Genomic DNA, 15,806 nt, shown 5'->3' on the forward strand with positions numbered 1-15,806 from the left:
TGCTTATGTACAGTATAACGCCACTTCGTGGCAAGAACCCAGCCGTATCGGCGTTTTTCGGCGCCGATGGTGGCTTTTCGCCACGTTACTGGCGATTCGGGCGGGGCTGGCAGGAATCGTTCGGACACAGCAGTTCGGTCATCTGGGATCCTTCCGGGGCATGGCCGTTGGCATGGACGATGACGGCGGAGATCAGGGCGACGTCCGGATCGACCGGCGCTTCCGCAACCCGCACGGGGGCGGCGTGCCGCTGCGCCTTTGCTTGCGCCGGCCGTGCGGCGTTGCGGGCCACCGAAGCCGGGCGCGGACGTGGGGCTGCTGCGGCGCCCGGCGCCGGCGTGCGCGCCAAGGGCGCAGTCGCCGTAGGGGGCGCGGCCACGACGGCCTTTGGCGTCGGCTTTGCGGGGGCCACGACCGGCGGCGCCGGCGCCTTCGCGGGCGTTCCCGGCGCCGGCTTGAGCAGGCGCAGCGGCGGCACGTCGTCCTGGGGCTTCTGGTCGACGATTACCGCCGCGCTGCCGGACCGTGCGGCCGGCGCGGCCTCGGCGAGGGCGACCTGGACGAGGGCGGGCGCAGGGCGCTCGGCTGCCGTGGCTGGCCGCGCGGCGCTGTTCGCGTCGGCCATCATGCTGCGCTCCACGTCCGGGCGCAGGCCATCGTTGCCGGCGGCCAGCCAGACCAGGGTGCCGGTCAGGGCGACGGCCACGACGGCGCTTGCGCCATACCAGGCCAGCCGCGGCCCCGACATGCCTGCGCCCGCGCCGCGCTTGCGCGCCGGGTCGCGCTCGAGCATGGCCAGGATGCTGTCCTCGCCGCTCGTCCTTGCACGCTTGGGCGAGATCAGGTTCGGGCGCATGGACTCTGCTTGATTTTCGTCTGTAGGCCGCACGGCATTACTCCTAAGATTGGTTCTCCCAATTCTGATTAGAAACAATCTTGGAGGTAGCGATGCTGATTTTCCAGGTCTTCGACAAGGGCGTGCTGGACGATGCGGAAGGACGCCAGATCGACTTCCGCAACACCGTCATCATCCTGACCTCGAACGTGGGCTCGAGCCAGATGATGCAGGCCTGCCTGAACAAGCCGCCCAGTGAGCTGCCCACGCCGGAGCAGCTGGCGGAACTGATCCGCCCCCAGCTCATGAAGCACTTCAAGCCGGCTTTCCTGGGACGCCTGTCGGTGGTGCCTTTCTATCCGATCCGCGACGAGGTGCTGAGCAACATCATCCGCCTGAAGCTGGAGCGCATCAAGGCGCGCGTGCTGGACAACCACCGCGCCCGCTTCGAGTACGACGACGCGCTGGTGTCGGCGGTCCTGAGCCGCTGCACCGAGGTCGATTCCGGCGCGCGCAACGTCGACAACATCCTCAATGGCACCCTGCTGCCCGAAATCGCGGACAGCGTGCTGGCGCGCATGGCCGAGGGAGGGGCCATCTCGCGGGTGAAGGTGGGCGCGACCAAGGCCGGCAAGTTCAAGTACGCGATCGAATGAGGAGCGGGCGATGCTGAATCTCGATAAGTTGCTGGTCCCGATCAGCATGGACCGGCCCTGCGGCGAGGACCTCGCGTTCTCGCCCGACGTCGACGCCATCAACCGCGCGCGCCAGGCCGACGATCCTTCGATCGAACAGGGCGCCTGGGTGACGGCGCTGAAGGAGGCGGACTGGAAGTTCGTCACCAAACGCTGCACGGAACTGCTGGAGACGCGCAGCAAGCACCTGCAGCTCGCGGTCTGGCTGCTGGAAGCGGCCACCAAGACGGGCGGGATGGCGGGCATGGCCGGCAGCCTGCGCCTGCTCGGCGGCCTGTGCCAGCGCTACTGGGATGACTTGCACCCGCTGCCCGACGAGGACGGCTTCGAGCGCCGCATCGGCAACCTGTCCTGGGCCGCGGCGCGCATCGCCCCGCTGGTCAAGGAGCTGCCGCTGGCCGACGGGGTCACCATGGGCGCGTGGGAAGCGGCGCGTACCCGTGGGCCGGAGGCCCTGGCCGAGCTGGAGGCGGCGCGCGCCAGGGCCGCACCAAGCGCACGGCAGGCGCTGGCGGAAGCGGCGCACGACTGCCTGGCGGCGCTGGCCGAGCTGGAAAAAGTGGTCGACGCGCGCCTGGGCGTCGACGGGCCGAGCTTCGGCGCGGCGCGGGCGGCCCTCGAGAACTTCGAGGACATGGCGGCGCCCATGGTGCCGGCGAAGGTCGATGCCGTGGTGGCGGTGCCGGGTGCGGTGGCGACGGTCGCCCATGCGGCGCCACGCGTGATGCTGCCCGAGGGACCGCTGCAAAGCCGCGAGCAGGCGATTGCCCAGCTGCGCGCCGTCGCCAAGTTCTTCCGCCGCACCGAGCCGCACAGCCCGGTCGCCTACCTGGCCGAACGGGCGGCGCGCTGGGGCGAGCAGCCGCTGCACGCCTGGCTGCGCTCGGTGATCAAGGACGATGCCTCGCTGGCGAAACTGGAAGAATTGCTGGGAGTGGAAGCGGAAGGGAGTTGAAAGAAAATTTCACCCAAGCGTTCGAGATGAAATTTTATTTCGTAGGGTGGACGGCTCCGCTGTCCGCGCGTTCAACCAGCTCAGGAACAGATGCTACGTCTGCGCTTGCTCGGTTTGAACGCGCGGACGGGGAACCCGTCCACCCTACTGCGCCGGCTGCACCATCGAGCTGGCCTTGGCGATCTGCGCCTCGACCGTCTGCACCGCCTGGCGCGTGGCCTGGGTCACCTGTTCATAGCCCTTGAAGGCGTTGTCGATCGCGGTCTTGATGATCTCGACCGCATTCTCCGAGCCCGGCTTGACGTTCTGCGTCACGTCGTAGATCAGGGCCGACAGGGTGCTCTTGGCTTCGGCCACGTGGGTGTCGGCGGCCTGGCGGAATTCGTTGTGCATCTCGTCGATGATGGTCTTCAATTGCTCGCGGTATTCGGCAGCCCCTTGCACGCCCGGCTGCATGCGCGCATGCAGTGCGGCGATCGCGGCCTTCGGGTCACCCGCACGCGCCATTTCCTGGCCGGCGGCCAGCGAACCTTCCATCGAGCTCTTGGCCGCGTTCATGTTCAGCGCCACCACCTGTTCCACGCCCTTGACGGTCTTGTTGGCGAGGGCTTCGAAGGTCTGCATCTGCAGGTCGAACAGGGTCTTGGTGGCGTTGGCAAACTGCTCCGGACTCGTGAACATTGCTTGTCTCCTTAATATGGGATCGGATGAGCCTTGCTTCCCCATTATTTAGCAACAATGAGTTTTTCGCAACGCGCGTCCCGATACGGACCAGCAGTTTTTTCCCAGCCCGGCCCCAGCGGTGTCTGCGAGCAGGTGAGGGCGCCGTTGAGCTTGCTGCGCCACTGGAACCAGGGCGCCGGACCGGCCAGGGCCGAGGCGGCGAGGAAGAGGGCGAGGAGAGGGAGGACGATTCGTTTCATACCCTGCCGAGCTTAACGCGCTGGCGCCCCAAGTCAAGCGCGGGCTTGACCTTCCCGCGGTGGGAAGGTGTATGCTGCCCTGGAAAACAACAGGAGATGACGATGCAGCAAGCCGCCCTGACCATCGGCGAGGCCGCCAAGGCGTCCGGCGTGTCCGCCAAGATGATCCGCCACTACGAATCGATCGGCCTGATCGACGCGGCGCGGCGTACCGACAGCGGCTACCGCCTGTATTCCGACCAGGACGTGCACGTGCTGCGCTTCGTGCACCGTGCCCGCGAGCTCGGCTTCTCGCTCGAGCAGATCGGGGTCCTGCTGAGCCTCTGGCAGGACAAGAGCCGCGCCAGCGCCGACGTGCGCGCCCTGGCGCGCAGCCACATCACGGAGCTGGACCGCAAGATCGCCGAGATGCAGGCCATGCGCCGCACGCTGGAATCGTTGGCCGCCTCCTGCCACGGCGATGCGCGCTCGGATTGCCCGATCCTCGACGACCTGGCGGCCAGCTAGCCCAGGTTCAGGGCCAGCGCTCGCAGCGGCGCCAGCTCGGGGAAGGCCGTGACGCGGTAACGTTCCGGGAAGGCGTGCGGCACGGGCTGCATCAGGTGGCCGCAGCCGGCGTACAGCGCGTCCCACGGCAGAACCAGCAGTTCCTTCTGCTCGTCGCCGTCGGCCGGCACGAACAGCGCGACCCGGTCGGTGCGCGGCAGCAGGGTGTCGACCCCCTTGGTCCAGCTGGCCAGGCTGTATTCCTCGCCGCTCTCTTCGATGCGCATCACCTTGTAGGTGGCCACGAAGATGTCGCTGCCGTCCTTTTCGTGGAGCTCGTCCATCGTCTCCTTCTGCGCCGCATAGTCGCCATGGCGGTACTGGCGGTCGAGGCGCGCCAGCGCCGCGCGGACTTCCCCGTCCTCGGGCAGGTGCTCGACCGGGCGGCCGTCCACAAAGCGGTAGAGCAGGGCCGACACCGGCCGCGTGTCCTCGTCGGCGATGCGCTGGGCCAGCGCGGCCATGGCGCGCACGCCTTCGACGTCGTTGCCCGAGGCGAGCAGCAAGGTGCCGCGGTTCGGGATCATCGCCAGCGGATTGGCGCCGGCGATGCGGTGGGCCAGGTCCGGCAGCAGCAGGCGCGAGGAATCGTAGGCGTCGCCCCAGTCGCCGGCGTAGACGCCGGGTGCGACCCGGGTGAAGCGGTCGACCGTCGCGTCGCGCAGATTGTCCATCGCGGCGGCCAGCGCCTCCTCCAGGCTCACGCCCCACTGCTTCAGCTGGTCCGGCCCGAAGGATTGCATCGCATCGTCGCCATCGTAGACCAGCATCAGCGCCGCGTCGCGGCTGAACGGCAGGACCAGGAAGCCGGACGGCGTGCCGGGATCGCGGCCAGGCTCCATCAGGCGCAGGTATTCCATCATGCCGCGGCCGCGCAGGGCCGGCATCAGGTGGGCGCGCGCCTCGGCGAAGCTGGCCGGTATCCCGGACGGCTGCATCGAGGCCACCGTCCGTTCGAGCTGCAGCACACGATCGGCCTTGCTGGCAGCGCAATATTCGCTGTACAGGTTGTGCAGGTTGATGACGTGGCCGCCGCTGGCGCCGACCAGCAGGCGAAAGCCCGCTTCGTCGTAGCGGACCGGCTCGCCCGGCTGGTGGATGGCCAGTTTCTTGATGAGCAGCTGGGCGTATTTGGCTGGCGTCGGCGGCCGGCGGAAGAAATCGAAGAGGGACATGGGGCGCAGTCTATGAGGAATTGCCGCGCCTGTCCAAACGAAGGGCATAAACGCAAAACGCCGTAAGCCTTTTTCAAAGCTTACGGCGTTTTGCGGGATCTTGATCGATCCAAGGTAGAGTTTGGTGCCCACGGAGGGACTCGAACCCCCACACCTCGCGGCACATGGACCTGAACCATGCGCGTCTACCAATTCCGCCACGTGGGCACTGATACTGCTACAGCAAAAACATTTTACAACTTGCGGATAGTCATCCGGTAGATGGTGCCCACGGAGGGACTCGAACCCCCACACCTCGCGGCACATGGACCTGAACCATGCGCGTCTACCAATTCCGCCACGTGGGCATATTTACTTCGATTGCTGCTACTACTGTGCTGCCTTCCGCTCCGGCGGGAAACCCGCCAGGCCTACGATACTGCATACTGCTGCGGTGTACTACCGGTAGAGTGGTGCCCACGGAGGGACTCGAACCCCCACACCTCGCGGCACATGGACCTGAACCATGCGCGTCTACCAATTCCGCCACGTGGGCACTGAACTGCTAACTCTGCTACAATATCAGGCTTTGTCATTTTTCGCTAGATCAACTTTCGTTCGATTCCAGCGTAAGACGCTCTTCCTGCTACTGCTTTCTCTCCCGCTTCGGCTTGCAAGCGTTGCTGAAGAGACCGAGATTATAGCGGAAGGATTTCAAAAGTCAAAGACCCCGCAGCGAGGTCTTTCGCTTCTTGCGCACCAGTTTCCGCGAGCACGCTTCGCCGCATATGTTAGGCGAATCGGATGGCAATCCCTTACACTACGCCTGCCAAGGTGTTAATCAAATGCCGCATTGGCGGCGCCCATTATTAAGAGAAATAAGAAAACGATTTGAAGCAACCTACTCATACCATTCCTAGCCGCGAGGAAATCCTCGCCGTCTTCCGCAGTGCCAAGGGTCCGCTGGAAGCGGCCGACCTGGCGCGTCTACTGAAGGTCAAGCCCGCGGCACAGGAAGTGCTGGGCCGCCGCCTGAACGCGATGGAGCGCGACGGCCAGATCCGCGCCGACCGCAGCGGCACTTATGTGCTGGCCGACCAGTCCGGTTTCATCACCGGCAAGGTCAGCGCGCACCGCGACGGCTATGGCTTCGTCATTCCGGACGAGGGCGGCGACGACCTGTTCCTGAACGACAAGGAAATGAACAAGGTGCTGAACGGCGACCGCGTGCGCGCGAAAGTCACCGGCACCGACCGCCGGGGCCGACTGGAGGGCACCATCGTCGAGGTGGTCGAGCGCGCCAACACCCACATCATCGGCCGCCTGATGAACGAGGGCGGCGTCTGGATCGTCTCGCCCGAAGACAACCGCATCAGCCAGGACGTGCTGGTGTCGGGCGGCCCGGGCAAGGCCAAGGCCGGCCAGGTGGTCAGCGTCGAGCTGATCGAGCAGCCTTCGCGCTTCCAGCAGCCGACCGGCCGCATCGCCGAAGTGCTGGGCGAGCTGGACGACCCCGGCATGGAAATCGAGATCGCCGTGCGCAAGTTCGGCGTGCCGCACGTGTTCTCGCCCGCCGCCCTGAAGCAGGCCAACCGCCTGCCGAACGAAGTGGTCGATGCCGACCTGGCGGACCGCGTCGACCTGCGCGACGTGCCCCTGGTAACCATCGACGGCGAGGACGCACGCGACTTCGACGACGCGGTCTATTGCGAGCCGGTCAAGATCGGCCGCACCAAGGGCTACCGCCTGCTGGTAGCAATCGCCGACGTCAGCCACTACGTCAAGCCCAACGACGCGCTGGACGTCGATGCGATCGAGCGCAGCACCTCGGTCTACTTCCCGCGCCGTGTGATCCCCATGCTGCCGGAGAAGCTGTCCAACGGCCTGTGTTCGCTGAACCCGGCGGTAGACCGTTGCACCCTGGTGTGCGACATGGTCGTGAGCCAGGACGGCGAGGTGAAGGCCTACCAGTTCTACCCGGCCGTGATGCACTCGGCCGCGCGCCTGACCTATAACGAAGTGGCCGAGATCCTCGGCAACACGAACGGTCCCGAAGCGCAGCGCCGTCCGGGCATCGTGCCGCACCTGCTGAACCTGAACGAGGTGTTCCGCGCGCTCCTGAAGGCCCGCCAGGAACGCGGGGCGATCGATTTCGAGACCACCGAGACCTACATCGTCTGCAATGCCGTCGGCAAGATCGAGAAGATCATCCCGCGCACCCGCAACGATGCGCACCGCCTGATCGAGGAGTGCATGCTGGCCGCCAACGTGTGCGCGGCCGACCTGCTGATCCGCCACAAGCATCCGGGCACCTTCCGTATCCACGCGGTGCCGACCGAAGAGAAGCTGAACCAGCTGCGTACCTTCCTGAAGCTGGTCGGCCTGAACCTGGGCGGCGGCACCAAGCCGACCGCGCGCGACTACGCCGAAGTGATGCAGAAGATCAAGGAGCGCCCGGACGCGGCCCTGCTGCAGACCATGCTGCTGCGTTCGATGCAGCAGGCCGTCTACAGCCCGGACAACGTCGGCCACTTCGGCCTGGCCTATGAGGCATACGCCCACTTCACCAGCCCGATCCGCCGCTACCCGGACCTGCTGACCCACCGCGCCATCAAGGCCATCCTGCAAGGGAAGAAGTACGAGCCGAAGGGCATCGAGCTGGGCAAGCTGAACACGACGCTGTCGAATTCGGCCCGCAAGCAGCAAGCCAAGGACAAGGCCGCGGGCACGGCAAAGAACGAGAAGGACCTGACGATCTGGGACGCGCTCGGCGTGCACTGCTCGGCCAATGAGCGCCGCGCCGACGAGGCTTCGCGCGACGTCGAGAACTGGCTGAAGTGCTACTTCATGCAGGACAAGCTGGGCGAGGACTTCACCGGCACCGTGTCCGGCGTGACGCCGTTCGGCATTTTCGTGACCCTCGACCAGCTGTACGTGGAAGGCCTGGTGCACATCAGCGCCCTGGGCACCGACTACTTCCAGTACGACGAGGCGCGCCACGAGCTGCGCGGCGAGCGCGGCGGCCAGGTCTACAAGCTGACCGACAAGGTGGCCGTCAAGGTCGCGCGCGTGGACCTCGAGTCGCGCAAGATCGACCTGGTGCTGGCCGAATCGCAGGAAGCCGTTCCGGCGCCGCTCGAGCGTGCGCGCCAGGCCGCCATCGAGGCGCTCGAGCCGAAGCCGCCGAAGAAGCGCAAGGCCAAGGGTGGCCCGGCCGACCAGCTAGTGCAGCCGGAGCCGGTCGAAGAAGACGTCGTCTTCGTTCCGCCGACCCGTGCGCCGCGCGCGCGCAAGACCACGGCGTCCAAGACGCCAGCCAAGAGTGCGGCCGGGGTGAAAACCGCGAGCGCACCGAAAACCAAGGCGGTGGCCAAGACCCCCGCAGCCAAAACCAGCAGGAAGAAGAAGTAATACATGAAAAACAAAATGCTTTTCGGTTTCCACGCGGTGACCTCGCGCTTGCGCCACGAGGCCCAATCGGTGGAAGAGATCTTCGTCGATGCCGAGCGCAATGACGCCCGCATGAAGGCCCTGATCGCCAACGCGAAAGAGGCCGGCGTGCGCGTCATGCCGGTCGAGGCCGCGCGTCTCGACAAGATCACCGGCACCCGCCGCCACCAGGGCGTGATCGCCTTCGCCAGCCAGCTGGCGCTGGCGCGCAACCTCGACGAGCTGCTCGACGCCATCGAGGGTCCGCCCTTGCTGCTGATCCTGGACGGCATCACCGACCCGCACAACCTCGGCGCCTGCCTGCGCGTGGCCGACGGCGCCGGCGCGCATGCGGTGATCGTGCCGAAGGACCGCGCGGTCGGCCTGAACGCCACCGCCGCCAAGGTCGCCAGCGGCGCCGCCGAGAGCGTTCCCTACATCACCGTCACCAACCTGGCGCGCACCATGCGCGAGCTGAAGGACCGCGGCATCTGGCTGATCGGCACCTCGGACGACGCCGACAAGGGCCTGTACGAAGCCGACTTCAGCGGCCCCGCCGCCATCGTCATGGGCTCGGAAGGCGAGGGCATGCGCCGCCTGACCCGCGAAACCTGCGACCTCCTGGTCAGCATCCCCATGTTCGGTTCGGTCGAGAGCCTGAACGTCTCGGTCGCCTCGGGCGTCTGCCTGTACGAAGCGCGCCGCCAGCGCATCGCGCGCGAAGGCTGAGCCTTCTGAAGCACGGGTTCCCGCAACGAGCGGGAGCCCGCGGCCCCGCCCGGGGCATCCTCCGCAGTCCTCCCAAGCAAACCGCTGCAACATACGCTACCATCATCGTTGGTTTGCGATCATGCTTATTATGTTTTCTAACTTACGCGACGATATCCATAGCATCATCCAGCGCGACCCCGCCGCCCGCAACGGCTGGGAAGTCCTGACGTGCTACCCCGGCCTGCATGCCGTGATCATGCACCGCTGGGCGCACGCCTGCTGGAAGCTCGGGCTCAAGTGGGTCGGCCGCTTCATTTCCTATCTCGCCCGCGTCCTGACGGGCATCGAGATCCATCCGGGCGCCACCATCGGCCGCCGGGTCTTCATCGACCACGGCTTCGGCGTGGTCATCGGCGAGACCGCCGTGGTCGGCGACGACTGCACCATCTACCAGGGCGTGACGCTCGGCGGCACGACCCTGGTGGCCGGCACCAAGCGCCACCCGACGCTCGAGCGCGGCGTGATCGTCGGCGCCGGCGCCCAGGTGCTGGGCGCCTTCACGGTGGGCGAGTACGCCAAGATCGGCTCGAACGCCGTCGTCATCAAGCCGGTGCCGGGCGGCGCGACGGCGGTGGGCAATCCGGCCCACATCATCCGCAAGGAAGAGCAGTCGCGCAGCGCCCAGCTGTTCGCGGCCTACGGGGTCACGCCGAACGGCGACGACCCGCTCTCGAAAGCCCTGCGCGGTCTCATCGACCACGTGGCGCGCCAGGACGAGCAGATCGAACGGCTCACCAACACCATGCGGGAGGCCGGCCTGTGCTGTCCCAAGCTCACCGAGGGTGATAAACTCGATTCCGAACAACTGAACCGACTGGTCGACTGAGGAATCGCATGACGAATGACGTGACGGGCGCGCCGGAGAACGGCGCCGCCACGAATGCTGCTGTACTTGATCCGCATGAAATCCGCGTGCTCGCGGTGCTCGCCGAAAAAGAGGCACTGACCCCCGATAACTACCCGATGTCGCTGAACGCGATCGTCAACGGCTGCAACCAGGTGTCGAGCCGCGACCCCATCATGCAGCTCACCGACGAGGTGGCGCAGGACACCCTGCAGCGCCTGATCGAGAAGAAGCTGGTGAACGCCATTTCGCAGGCCGGCGCGCGCGTGGTGAAGTACGAGCACCGCATGCGCATCAAATGGACGCTGGAGCAGGACAAGGTGGCCGTCCTCAGCATCCTGATGCTGCGCGGCCTGCAGACCGCCGGCGAGATCCGCACCCGCACCGGCCGCCTGTTCGAATTCAAGAGCGTGCAGGACGTCGAGACCGTGCTGCAGTTCCTGATCGATAAATACCCGCCGCTGGTGGCGCGCCTGGAGCGCGCCCCCGGCACCAAGGAGCCGCGCTACGGCCACCTGCTGGGCGGCGAGATCAGCGCCACCTACGAGGCGCCGAGCGCCGGCGCCGGCCTGGGTGGCGGCGGCGCCAGCCGCATCGGCCAGCTTGAGGCCGAAGTCGCCGCCCTGCGCGGAGAACTGGAAAGCCTCAAGGCGCAGTTCGAGGCGTTTCGCCAGCAGTTCCAGTAGCGGCCGCAATCACCGGGGCCTCGTCGGCGAAGGTCAGTTCGATCATCGCCTCGTCGCTCCAGGTCGAATTCCCGATCGGTACCTGGTAGGAGTTCCCTTTTGACTGCAGGAGGGCGGAACGATTGCCCTCGACCAGGATCGCCTCCTTGACCGGCTTTCCGGCGCGATAGCCGAAATGCGCGTTCTTTGCGGCGCCCTTGTAGGCGGTCGACTTCTCGTCGCCGAAGAAGCTGCACCAGTCGGTCCGCAGCAGCAGGCCGTTGATCACGCCTACCCAGATGAAGGGGATCTCCGACTTCGCGATCGCGATCTGCACCTTGCACTCGAGGCGCAGGTCGCCGAGCCGGCGCCGGTTCTCCGGCAGGCCGGGCGTCCTGACCTCGACCCCGATGCGGTACAGGCCGCGCTTCTGGTTCAGTTCCAGCTCGCTCTCGGCATCCTCGGCCGCCTCGCTGCGCGGCACCTCGAAGCGGCCGTTGGCATCCAGCGCAATCGGCAGCGTGAAGTCATCGTCGCCGACCAGGCGCACCTTGAGCACGGCCGGCGGCGCCCGATGGTCCTTGGGCTCGGCCACGAAGCGCAGCCTGTCGACCTGGGGCGCCAGCGCGTGGTACTTGTCGAAGGCGTCGAGGCCTGCGAGGATGTGCTCGTACTTGCGGACCTCGGGATTGCGCATGGCGTTCACATGCACGGGATCGAGTTCGCGGACCGGCTCATCCGCGGCGCCGGCCGTGCCGGCGCCGTAGAAGAGCACGCTCCCGAACAGCAGGGCGGGGAGGGCGCGCATTCGCTCAGCCCTCGTCGCGCCAGCGGCGCAGGCGCATCGCCGCGTAGATCATGCCCGCGCCGGCCAGGGCGCCGAGCCACACGCCGGGCTTGGCCAGGGTCCGGTAGGATTCGCCGAGCACCAGCATGGCGTCCAGTCCGTTCTTCATGTGCGAGAAACTCGATCCGTCGACCTCGCTCAGCCACACGCCGGGCATCAGGCCGCCGAGCATGCGGGCGACGATCTGCTCGCCGATGAAGTCGATATCGAACTGCATCGGCGCCACCGGGCTGATCATGAAGTTCAGCCAGAACAGCAGCAGCAGCGAGACCAGCGGAATGCCGACTGCCCACAGGAAGACCTTGGATTTCGCCCAGCTCGACACCAGCAGCAGCCAGCCCACGGTCGGCAGCGCCCACAGGATGTAGAGCGGCAGGAAGGCCAGCAGGTACAGCGGGCTGAGATACAGGCTCGGTTCCATCAGCACCGGCGCGAACAGGTTCAGGCCCTTGCCGGCGGCGGCGATCATGCCGATCAGGAGCAGCACCAGCGAGGTCGCCACGCCGATCGCGATCGTGATCAAGGGCGCCACGCACAGGGCGGTGATCACTTTCGAGAGCACGGTATCGCGGTCCGACAGCGGCAGCGACTTCCAGAACAGGATGCTGCGGTCGCGCCGGTCGTCGTGCAGGGCGGCCAGGCAGTAGAAGAACACCACGACGGCCAGCACCATGAACAGCGGGGCGGCGACGCCGAGGTAGCCGGTGGCGGCGACGTGGGCGATCTTGTAGCGCAGGTCTTGCGGGAAGCCCTGGATCGACACCACGTTCTGGCCTTGCCACTGGAAGTTCGTGGCATCACCAAAGGCCATGCTGTAGGCGAAGCCGCCGCCCATCAGGATCACCATGGCCGCGGCGATCACCAGCGGCGCCCAGAAGAAGGCGCCCTTGTGTTCCCACAGCTCGCGCCGGAGCAGCCATTTCATCGTTTTCATGCGTAGGTTCCTTTCATGGTTGCCACGAACAGGTCGGCAACGCTGGGATTGCGGGTTTCGCCGAGCTGCGAGAGCTGTTTGCGGCACACGCCATCGAACAGCATCACGGACTTGCCGAACACGGTGCGCTGGTCGATCGGCGCCAGCGCGTTGGCGGCGCCGACCTTGTCGGCCGGGACCATCACTTCGGTATAGCGCTCGCCGATTTCCTCCATCGAGGCGGCCAGCACGATCCTGCCTTCGCGGATGAACATCAGGTCGGTCAGGATGTGCTCGACCTCTTCCACCTGGTGGGTGGTGATGACGATGGTCTTCTGCTCGTCGAAATAGTCTTCCAGCAGATTCTGGTAGAACTGCTTGCGGTAGATGATGTCGAGGCCCAGGGTCGGCTCGTCCAGCACCAGCAGTTTCGCGTCGATGGCCATCACCAGCGCCAGGTGCAGCTGGACGATCATGCCCTTCGACATTTCCTTGACCTTCATTTCGGGCTTGAGCTTGGTGTTGGCCACGTAGCGCTCCGCCTTCTTGCGGTCGAAGCGCGGGTGCACGCCCTCCACGAAGTCGATCGCATCCTTCACGCGCAGCCAGCGCGGCAGGATGGCGACGTCGGCGATGAAGCAGACTTCCTTCATCAGATCGTCGCGCTGGGTGCGCGGGTCGAAACCGAGCACCGACAGCTGGCCTTCGAAAGGGATCAGGCCGAGGGCCGCCTTGAGCGTGGTGGTCTTGCCCGAGCCGTTGGGGCCGATCAGGCCGACGATGCGTCCTGGCGCGATGTCGAAATCGATGCCGTCGACGGCGGTACGCTTGCCGTAGTGCTTGCTCAGGCCGCGCGCTGAGATGACGGCACTCATGCTGAACCTCCCGGGGCGTTGTTGCCCGAGGCCTTGAGCAGCTGCTCGACGTTCAGGCCGAGGCGGCGGATGCGTTCGACCATGGCGGGCCATTCCTCGCGGATGAAGCGTTCCCGCTCGGTGGTCAACAGTTTCTCGCTTGCTCCTTCGGTAACGTACATGCCAATTCCCCTTCGCTTTTCCACTAAGTTCTCGTCGACCAGTTCCTGGTAAGCCTTCGATACGGTGATCGGATTGAGTTGATATTCGGCCGCGATCTGGCGGACCGAGGGCAGGGCGTCGCCGGCTTTGAGAACGCCGTCGAGCATCATGCCGACCACCCGCTCCTTGAGCTGGCGGTAAATGGGGGTGTTGTCATTCCAGCCGACTGTCATGTCCAGTCCTCCTCTGCGGTATTGGTTCGTGTTGCATATTCGTCTCCGTGTTGGTGCTTGGTTGAAGTGGTGTTGTAGTGAAGTATAACAGCGGTTTGGTGAGTGTCAATATACATATTGAACAAATTTCCCGGGCGCGGCCTCCAGGCGCGTTTTGCTAGGATGGGTGCCGAACCAGGAGGAGGACGCGATGCTGACATGCCCGAACTGCGGCGTTTCGCCGCTGACGCATGCGATCAGGGAAATGCAGTACAGCTACAAGGGGCAGAGCACGACCATCGCCGACGTCGTGGTCGAGCACTGCGCCGGCTGCAAGGAAGTGATGTTTGCCCGCGGCGAGGACGAGCATTACGGGGAGCTGATCAAGGCCTTCCGCAAGCAGGTGGATGCGGAGGAGCTCAAGACGATCCGGGCGATGCGGAAAGCATTGGGGCTGACGCGGCAGAAGGCCGATGAATTGCTGGGGGACGAGGCGGGGGATTTCGCGCGTTACGAGGCGGGGGAGGCGCATGCGCCGGTGGCGCTGGTCAAGCTTCTGCGGCTCCTGGGCAAACACCCGGAGCTACTGGATGCGGTTCGGTAGGATGGTCGGCTTCGCCGACCGCGCGTCCAAACAGCTCAAGAACAGCCGTGGCGTCATTTCACAAGGGAGCTGAACGCGCGGTCGGCAGAGCCGACCACCCTACGTAAGACAATGGCAGGTCAGGGTGCCATCGCTGGCCAGCTCGATCCATCCACCGCGTTGCGGCTCGGCGTCCAGCTCCCAATCCGGCAACACATAACGCAGCTTGCCGCCCACCTCATGCACCGCCGGCCGGTGCGTATGTCCATGGACGATGACATCCGCCCCGGTCTGCGCAAACACGGCCTCGACCGCATCAGGCGTCACATCCATGATCTCGTAGGATTTGCCCGCCTGCGCTTCGCGGCTGCCTTCGCGCAGCCCGGCAATGATGGCCTTGCGCTGCGCCAGGGACATGCCGAGGAACTGCTGCTGCCAGGCACGATCGCGCACCTGGGCGCGGAAGGCCATGTACTTGAGGTCGGCCGTGCACTGGGCGTCGCCGTGCACGAGGGCGATGCGGCGGCCGGCCGTTTCGATGAGATGCGGTTCTTCCAGCAGGCTCAAGCCTGCTGCTTCGGCAAAGCCCGGCCCCACGAGAAAGTCGCGGTTGCCGGCCAGCCAGTACACGCGCGTACCCGCAGCGCTGACGGCGCGAATGGCGTTTATCACTTGCTGATGGAAAGGCTCGGCGAGATCGTCGTCGCCGGCCCAGTATTCGAAGATGTCACCGAGCAGGTAGAGCCGCTCGGCCTTGGCCGCATGCTCGGCCAGGAAGCGGAAGAACGCTTCGGCCGTACGCGGATGCGAGGCCTGCAGGTGCAGGTCCGAGATGAACAGCGCGTAGGTGCGCGCGGGCGTGCTCATTGAATCGAAGGGTACAGCCGCCCCACGCGCACCGACTTCATCAGATGACTTCGACCTTCTCGATGACGACCGGGTCGACCGGCACGTCCGAGTGCATGCCGCTGCGGGTGGTCTTCACGCCGTTGATCTGGTCGACGATGTCCTGGCCTTCGGTGACCTTGCCGAACACGGCATAGCCCCAGCCGTCCTGGCCCGGATAGTTCAGGAAGGCGTTGTCCTTGGTGTTGATGAAGAACTGTGCCGACGCCGAGTGCGGCGCCGAGGTGCGGGCCATGGCGATGGTGTACTTGTCGTTCTTCAGGCCGTTCTTGGCTTCGTTCTCGACGGTCGCGTCGGTCGGCTTTTGCTTCATGCCCGGTTCGAAGCCGCCGCCCTGGATCATGAAGTCCTTGATCACGCGGTGGAAGATGGTGTTGCTGAAGTGACCCTTGTTGACGTAGTCGATAAAGTTGGCAACGGTCTTCGGCGCCTTGTCGGCGTCCAGTTCGACGGTGATGTTGCCCATATTGGTGGTCATGCGTACGCTGGTCATCTGGTGTCCTGTTCTAAGG

General features: G+C 65.7%; 17 protein-coding genes, 3 tRNA genes and 1 pseudogene. 8 read left to right on the forward strand and 13 right to left on the reverse strand.

Annotated elements, in window-relative coordinates; translation table 11 throughout:
• Positions 1–85: 85 nt before the first annotated feature.
• Positions 86–856, reverse strand: a complete 771-nt coding sequence (locus NX780_RS11330) for a hypothetical protein (protein WP_258827967.1) — start codon at positions 854–856, stop codon at positions 86–88.
• Positions 857–939: 83 nt separating this feature from the next.
• Here NX780_RS11330 and NX780_RS11335 point away from each other — a divergent pair.
• A pseudogene (locus NX780_RS11335) lies at positions 940–1,491 on the forward strand (AAA family ATPase); the annotation flags it as partial.
• 10 nt (positions 1,492–1,501) lie between these two features.
• On the forward strand, positions 1,502–2,485 hold the full coding sequence (tssA, locus tag NX780_RS11340; protein ID WP_258827968.1) for a type VI secretion system protein TssA: 984 nt from the start codon (positions 1,502–1,504) through the stop codon (positions 2,483–2,485).
• 144 nt (positions 2,486–2,629) lie between these two features.
• Here tssA and NX780_RS11345 read toward each other — a convergent pair whose 3' ends face one another.
• The gene (locus NX780_RS11345; RefSeq protein ID WP_258827969.1) at positions 2,630–3,166 is read right to left on the reverse strand and encodes a phasin family protein; all 537 of its coding nucleotides are present in this window, start codon (positions 3,164–3,166) and stop codon (positions 2,630–2,632) included.
• 44 nt (positions 3,167–3,210) lie between these two features.
• The gene (locus NX780_RS11350) at positions 3,211–3,408 is read right to left on the reverse strand and encodes a hypothetical protein (protein ID WP_258827970.1); all 198 of its coding nucleotides are present in this window, start codon (positions 3,406–3,408) and stop codon (positions 3,211–3,213) included.
• A 117-nt stretch (positions 3,409–3,525) separates the two neighbouring features.
• On the opposite strand from NX780_RS11350, the gene cueR reads away from it, so the two are divergent.
• Positions 3,526–3,915, forward strand: coding sequence for a Cu(I)-responsive transcriptional regulator (gene cueR / locus NX780_RS11355; RefSeq protein WP_258828034.1), 390 nt, complete (start codon positions 3,526–3,528; stop codon positions 3,913–3,915).
• Here the strand turns inward: cueR and NX780_RS11360 are convergent.
• The 4 genes from NX780_RS11360 to NX780_RS11375 all read right to left on the reverse strand — a co-directional run bounded on the left by NX780_RS11360 (position 3,912) and on the right by NX780_RS11375 (position 5,664).
• On the reverse strand, positions 3,912–5,129 hold the full coding sequence (locus NX780_RS11360) for a DUF1444 domain-containing protein (RefSeq protein WP_258827971.1): 1,218 nt from the start codon (positions 5,127–5,129) through the stop codon (positions 3,912–3,914). The genes cueR and NX780_RS11360 overlap by 4 nt on opposite strands.
• 122 nt (positions 5,130–5,251) lie before the next feature.
• Positions 5,252–5,336: transfer RNA gene (locus NX780_RS11365), tRNA-Leu, on the reverse strand.
• A 55-nt stretch (positions 5,337–5,391) separates the two neighbouring features.
• Positions 5,392–5,476, reverse strand: a tRNA-Leu gene (locus NX780_RS11370).
• 103 nt (positions 5,477–5,579) lie between these two features.
• A tRNA-Leu gene (locus NX780_RS11375) sits at positions 5,580–5,664 on the reverse strand.
• 335 nt (positions 5,665–5,999) lie between these two features.
• On the opposite strand from NX780_RS11375, the gene rnr reads away from it, so the two are divergent.
• The 4 genes from rnr (at position 6,000) to NX780_RS11395 (ending at position 10,838) form a co-directional block, all read left to right on the forward strand.
• Positions 6,000–8,519, forward strand: a complete 2,520-nt coding sequence (gene rnr, locus NX780_RS11380) for a ribonuclease R (protein WP_258827972.1) — start codon at positions 6,000–6,002, stop codon at positions 8,517–8,519.
• A 3-nt stretch (positions 8,520–8,522) separates the two neighbouring features.
• Positions 8,523–9,266: a 23S rRNA (guanosine(2251)-2'-O)-methyltransferase RlmB gene (rlmB, locus tag NX780_RS11385; protein WP_258827973.1), complete on the forward strand. Its 744-nt coding sequence runs from the start codon at positions 8,523–8,525 to the stop codon at positions 9,264–9,266.
• Positions 9,267–9,396: 130 nt separating this feature from the next.
• Positions 9,397–10,134: a serine O-acetyltransferase gene (gene cysE / locus NX780_RS11390; protein WP_258827974.1), complete on the forward strand. Its 738-nt coding sequence runs from the start codon at positions 9,397–9,399 to the stop codon at positions 10,132–10,134.
• Between the two features lie 8 nt (positions 10,135–10,142).
• On the forward strand, positions 10,143–10,838 hold the full coding sequence (locus tag NX780_RS11395; RefSeq protein ID WP_258827975.1) for a YceH family protein: 696 nt from the start codon (positions 10,143–10,145) through the stop codon (positions 10,836–10,838).
• On the opposite strand, the gene NX780_RS11400 is transcribed toward NX780_RS11395, so the two are convergent.
• From NX780_RS11400 to NX780_RS11415, 4 genes are read right to left on the reverse strand one after another with little or no spacing between them, the layout of a single operon-like run.
• Positions 10,798–11,625, reverse strand: coding sequence for a hypothetical protein (locus NX780_RS11400; protein WP_258827976.1), 828 nt, complete (start codon positions 11,623–11,625; stop codon positions 10,798–10,800). The genes NX780_RS11395 and NX780_RS11400 overlap by 41 nt on opposite strands.
• 4 nt (positions 11,626–11,629) lie before the next feature.
• Complete coding sequence (locus NX780_RS11405) at positions 11,630–12,598, reverse strand: hypothetical protein (protein ID WP_258827977.1); 969 nt, start codon at positions 12,596–12,598, stop codon at positions 11,630–11,632.
• Complete coding sequence (locus tag NX780_RS11410) at positions 12,595–13,452, reverse strand: ABC transporter ATP-binding protein (protein ID WP_258827978.1); 858 nt, start codon at positions 13,450–13,452, stop codon at positions 12,595–12,597. Before NX780_RS11410 ends, NX780_RS11405 begins: the two co-directional genes overlap by 4 nt.
• Positions 13,449–13,826 carry a GntR family transcriptional regulator gene (locus NX780_RS11415; RefSeq protein WP_258827979.1) on the reverse strand — a complete coding sequence of 126 codons (378 nt, stop codon included), beginning with the start codon at positions 13,824–13,826 and terminating at the stop codon, positions 13,449–13,451. The genes NX780_RS11410 and NX780_RS11415 overlap by 4 nt, the downstream gene beginning before the upstream one ends.
• 166 nt (positions 13,827–13,992) lie before the next feature.
• Here NX780_RS11415 and NX780_RS11420 point away from each other — a divergent pair, with 166 nt between their 5' ends.
• A complete protein-coding gene (locus tag NX780_RS11420; RefSeq protein ID WP_258827980.1) occupies positions 13,993–14,409 on the forward strand; it encodes a type II TA system antitoxin MqsA family protein in 417 nt (138 codons plus the stop codon).
• Between the two features lie 99 nt (positions 14,410–14,508).
• Here NX780_RS11420 and NX780_RS11425 read toward each other — a convergent pair whose 3' ends face one another.
• Entirely contained in the window at positions 14,509–15,255 is a 747-nt protein-coding gene (locus NX780_RS11425; protein WP_258827981.1) for a UDP-2,3-diacylglucosamine diphosphatase, read from the reverse strand.
• Positions 15,256–15,295: 40 nt separating this feature from the next.
• Positions 15,296–15,787 (reverse strand): peptidylprolyl isomerase, encoded by a 492-nt coding sequence (locus NX780_RS11430; protein ID WP_036207674.1) that lies wholly within the window; start codon positions 15,785–15,787, stop codon positions 15,296–15,298.
• Between the last annotated feature and the right edge of the window lie 19 nt (positions 15,788–15,806).

It is taken from the genome of Massilia agri, from assembly GCF_024753255.1.
Taxonomy (GTDB): Bacteria; Pseudomonadota; Gammaproteobacteria; order Burkholderiales; family Burkholderiaceae_D; genus Telluria; species Telluria agri.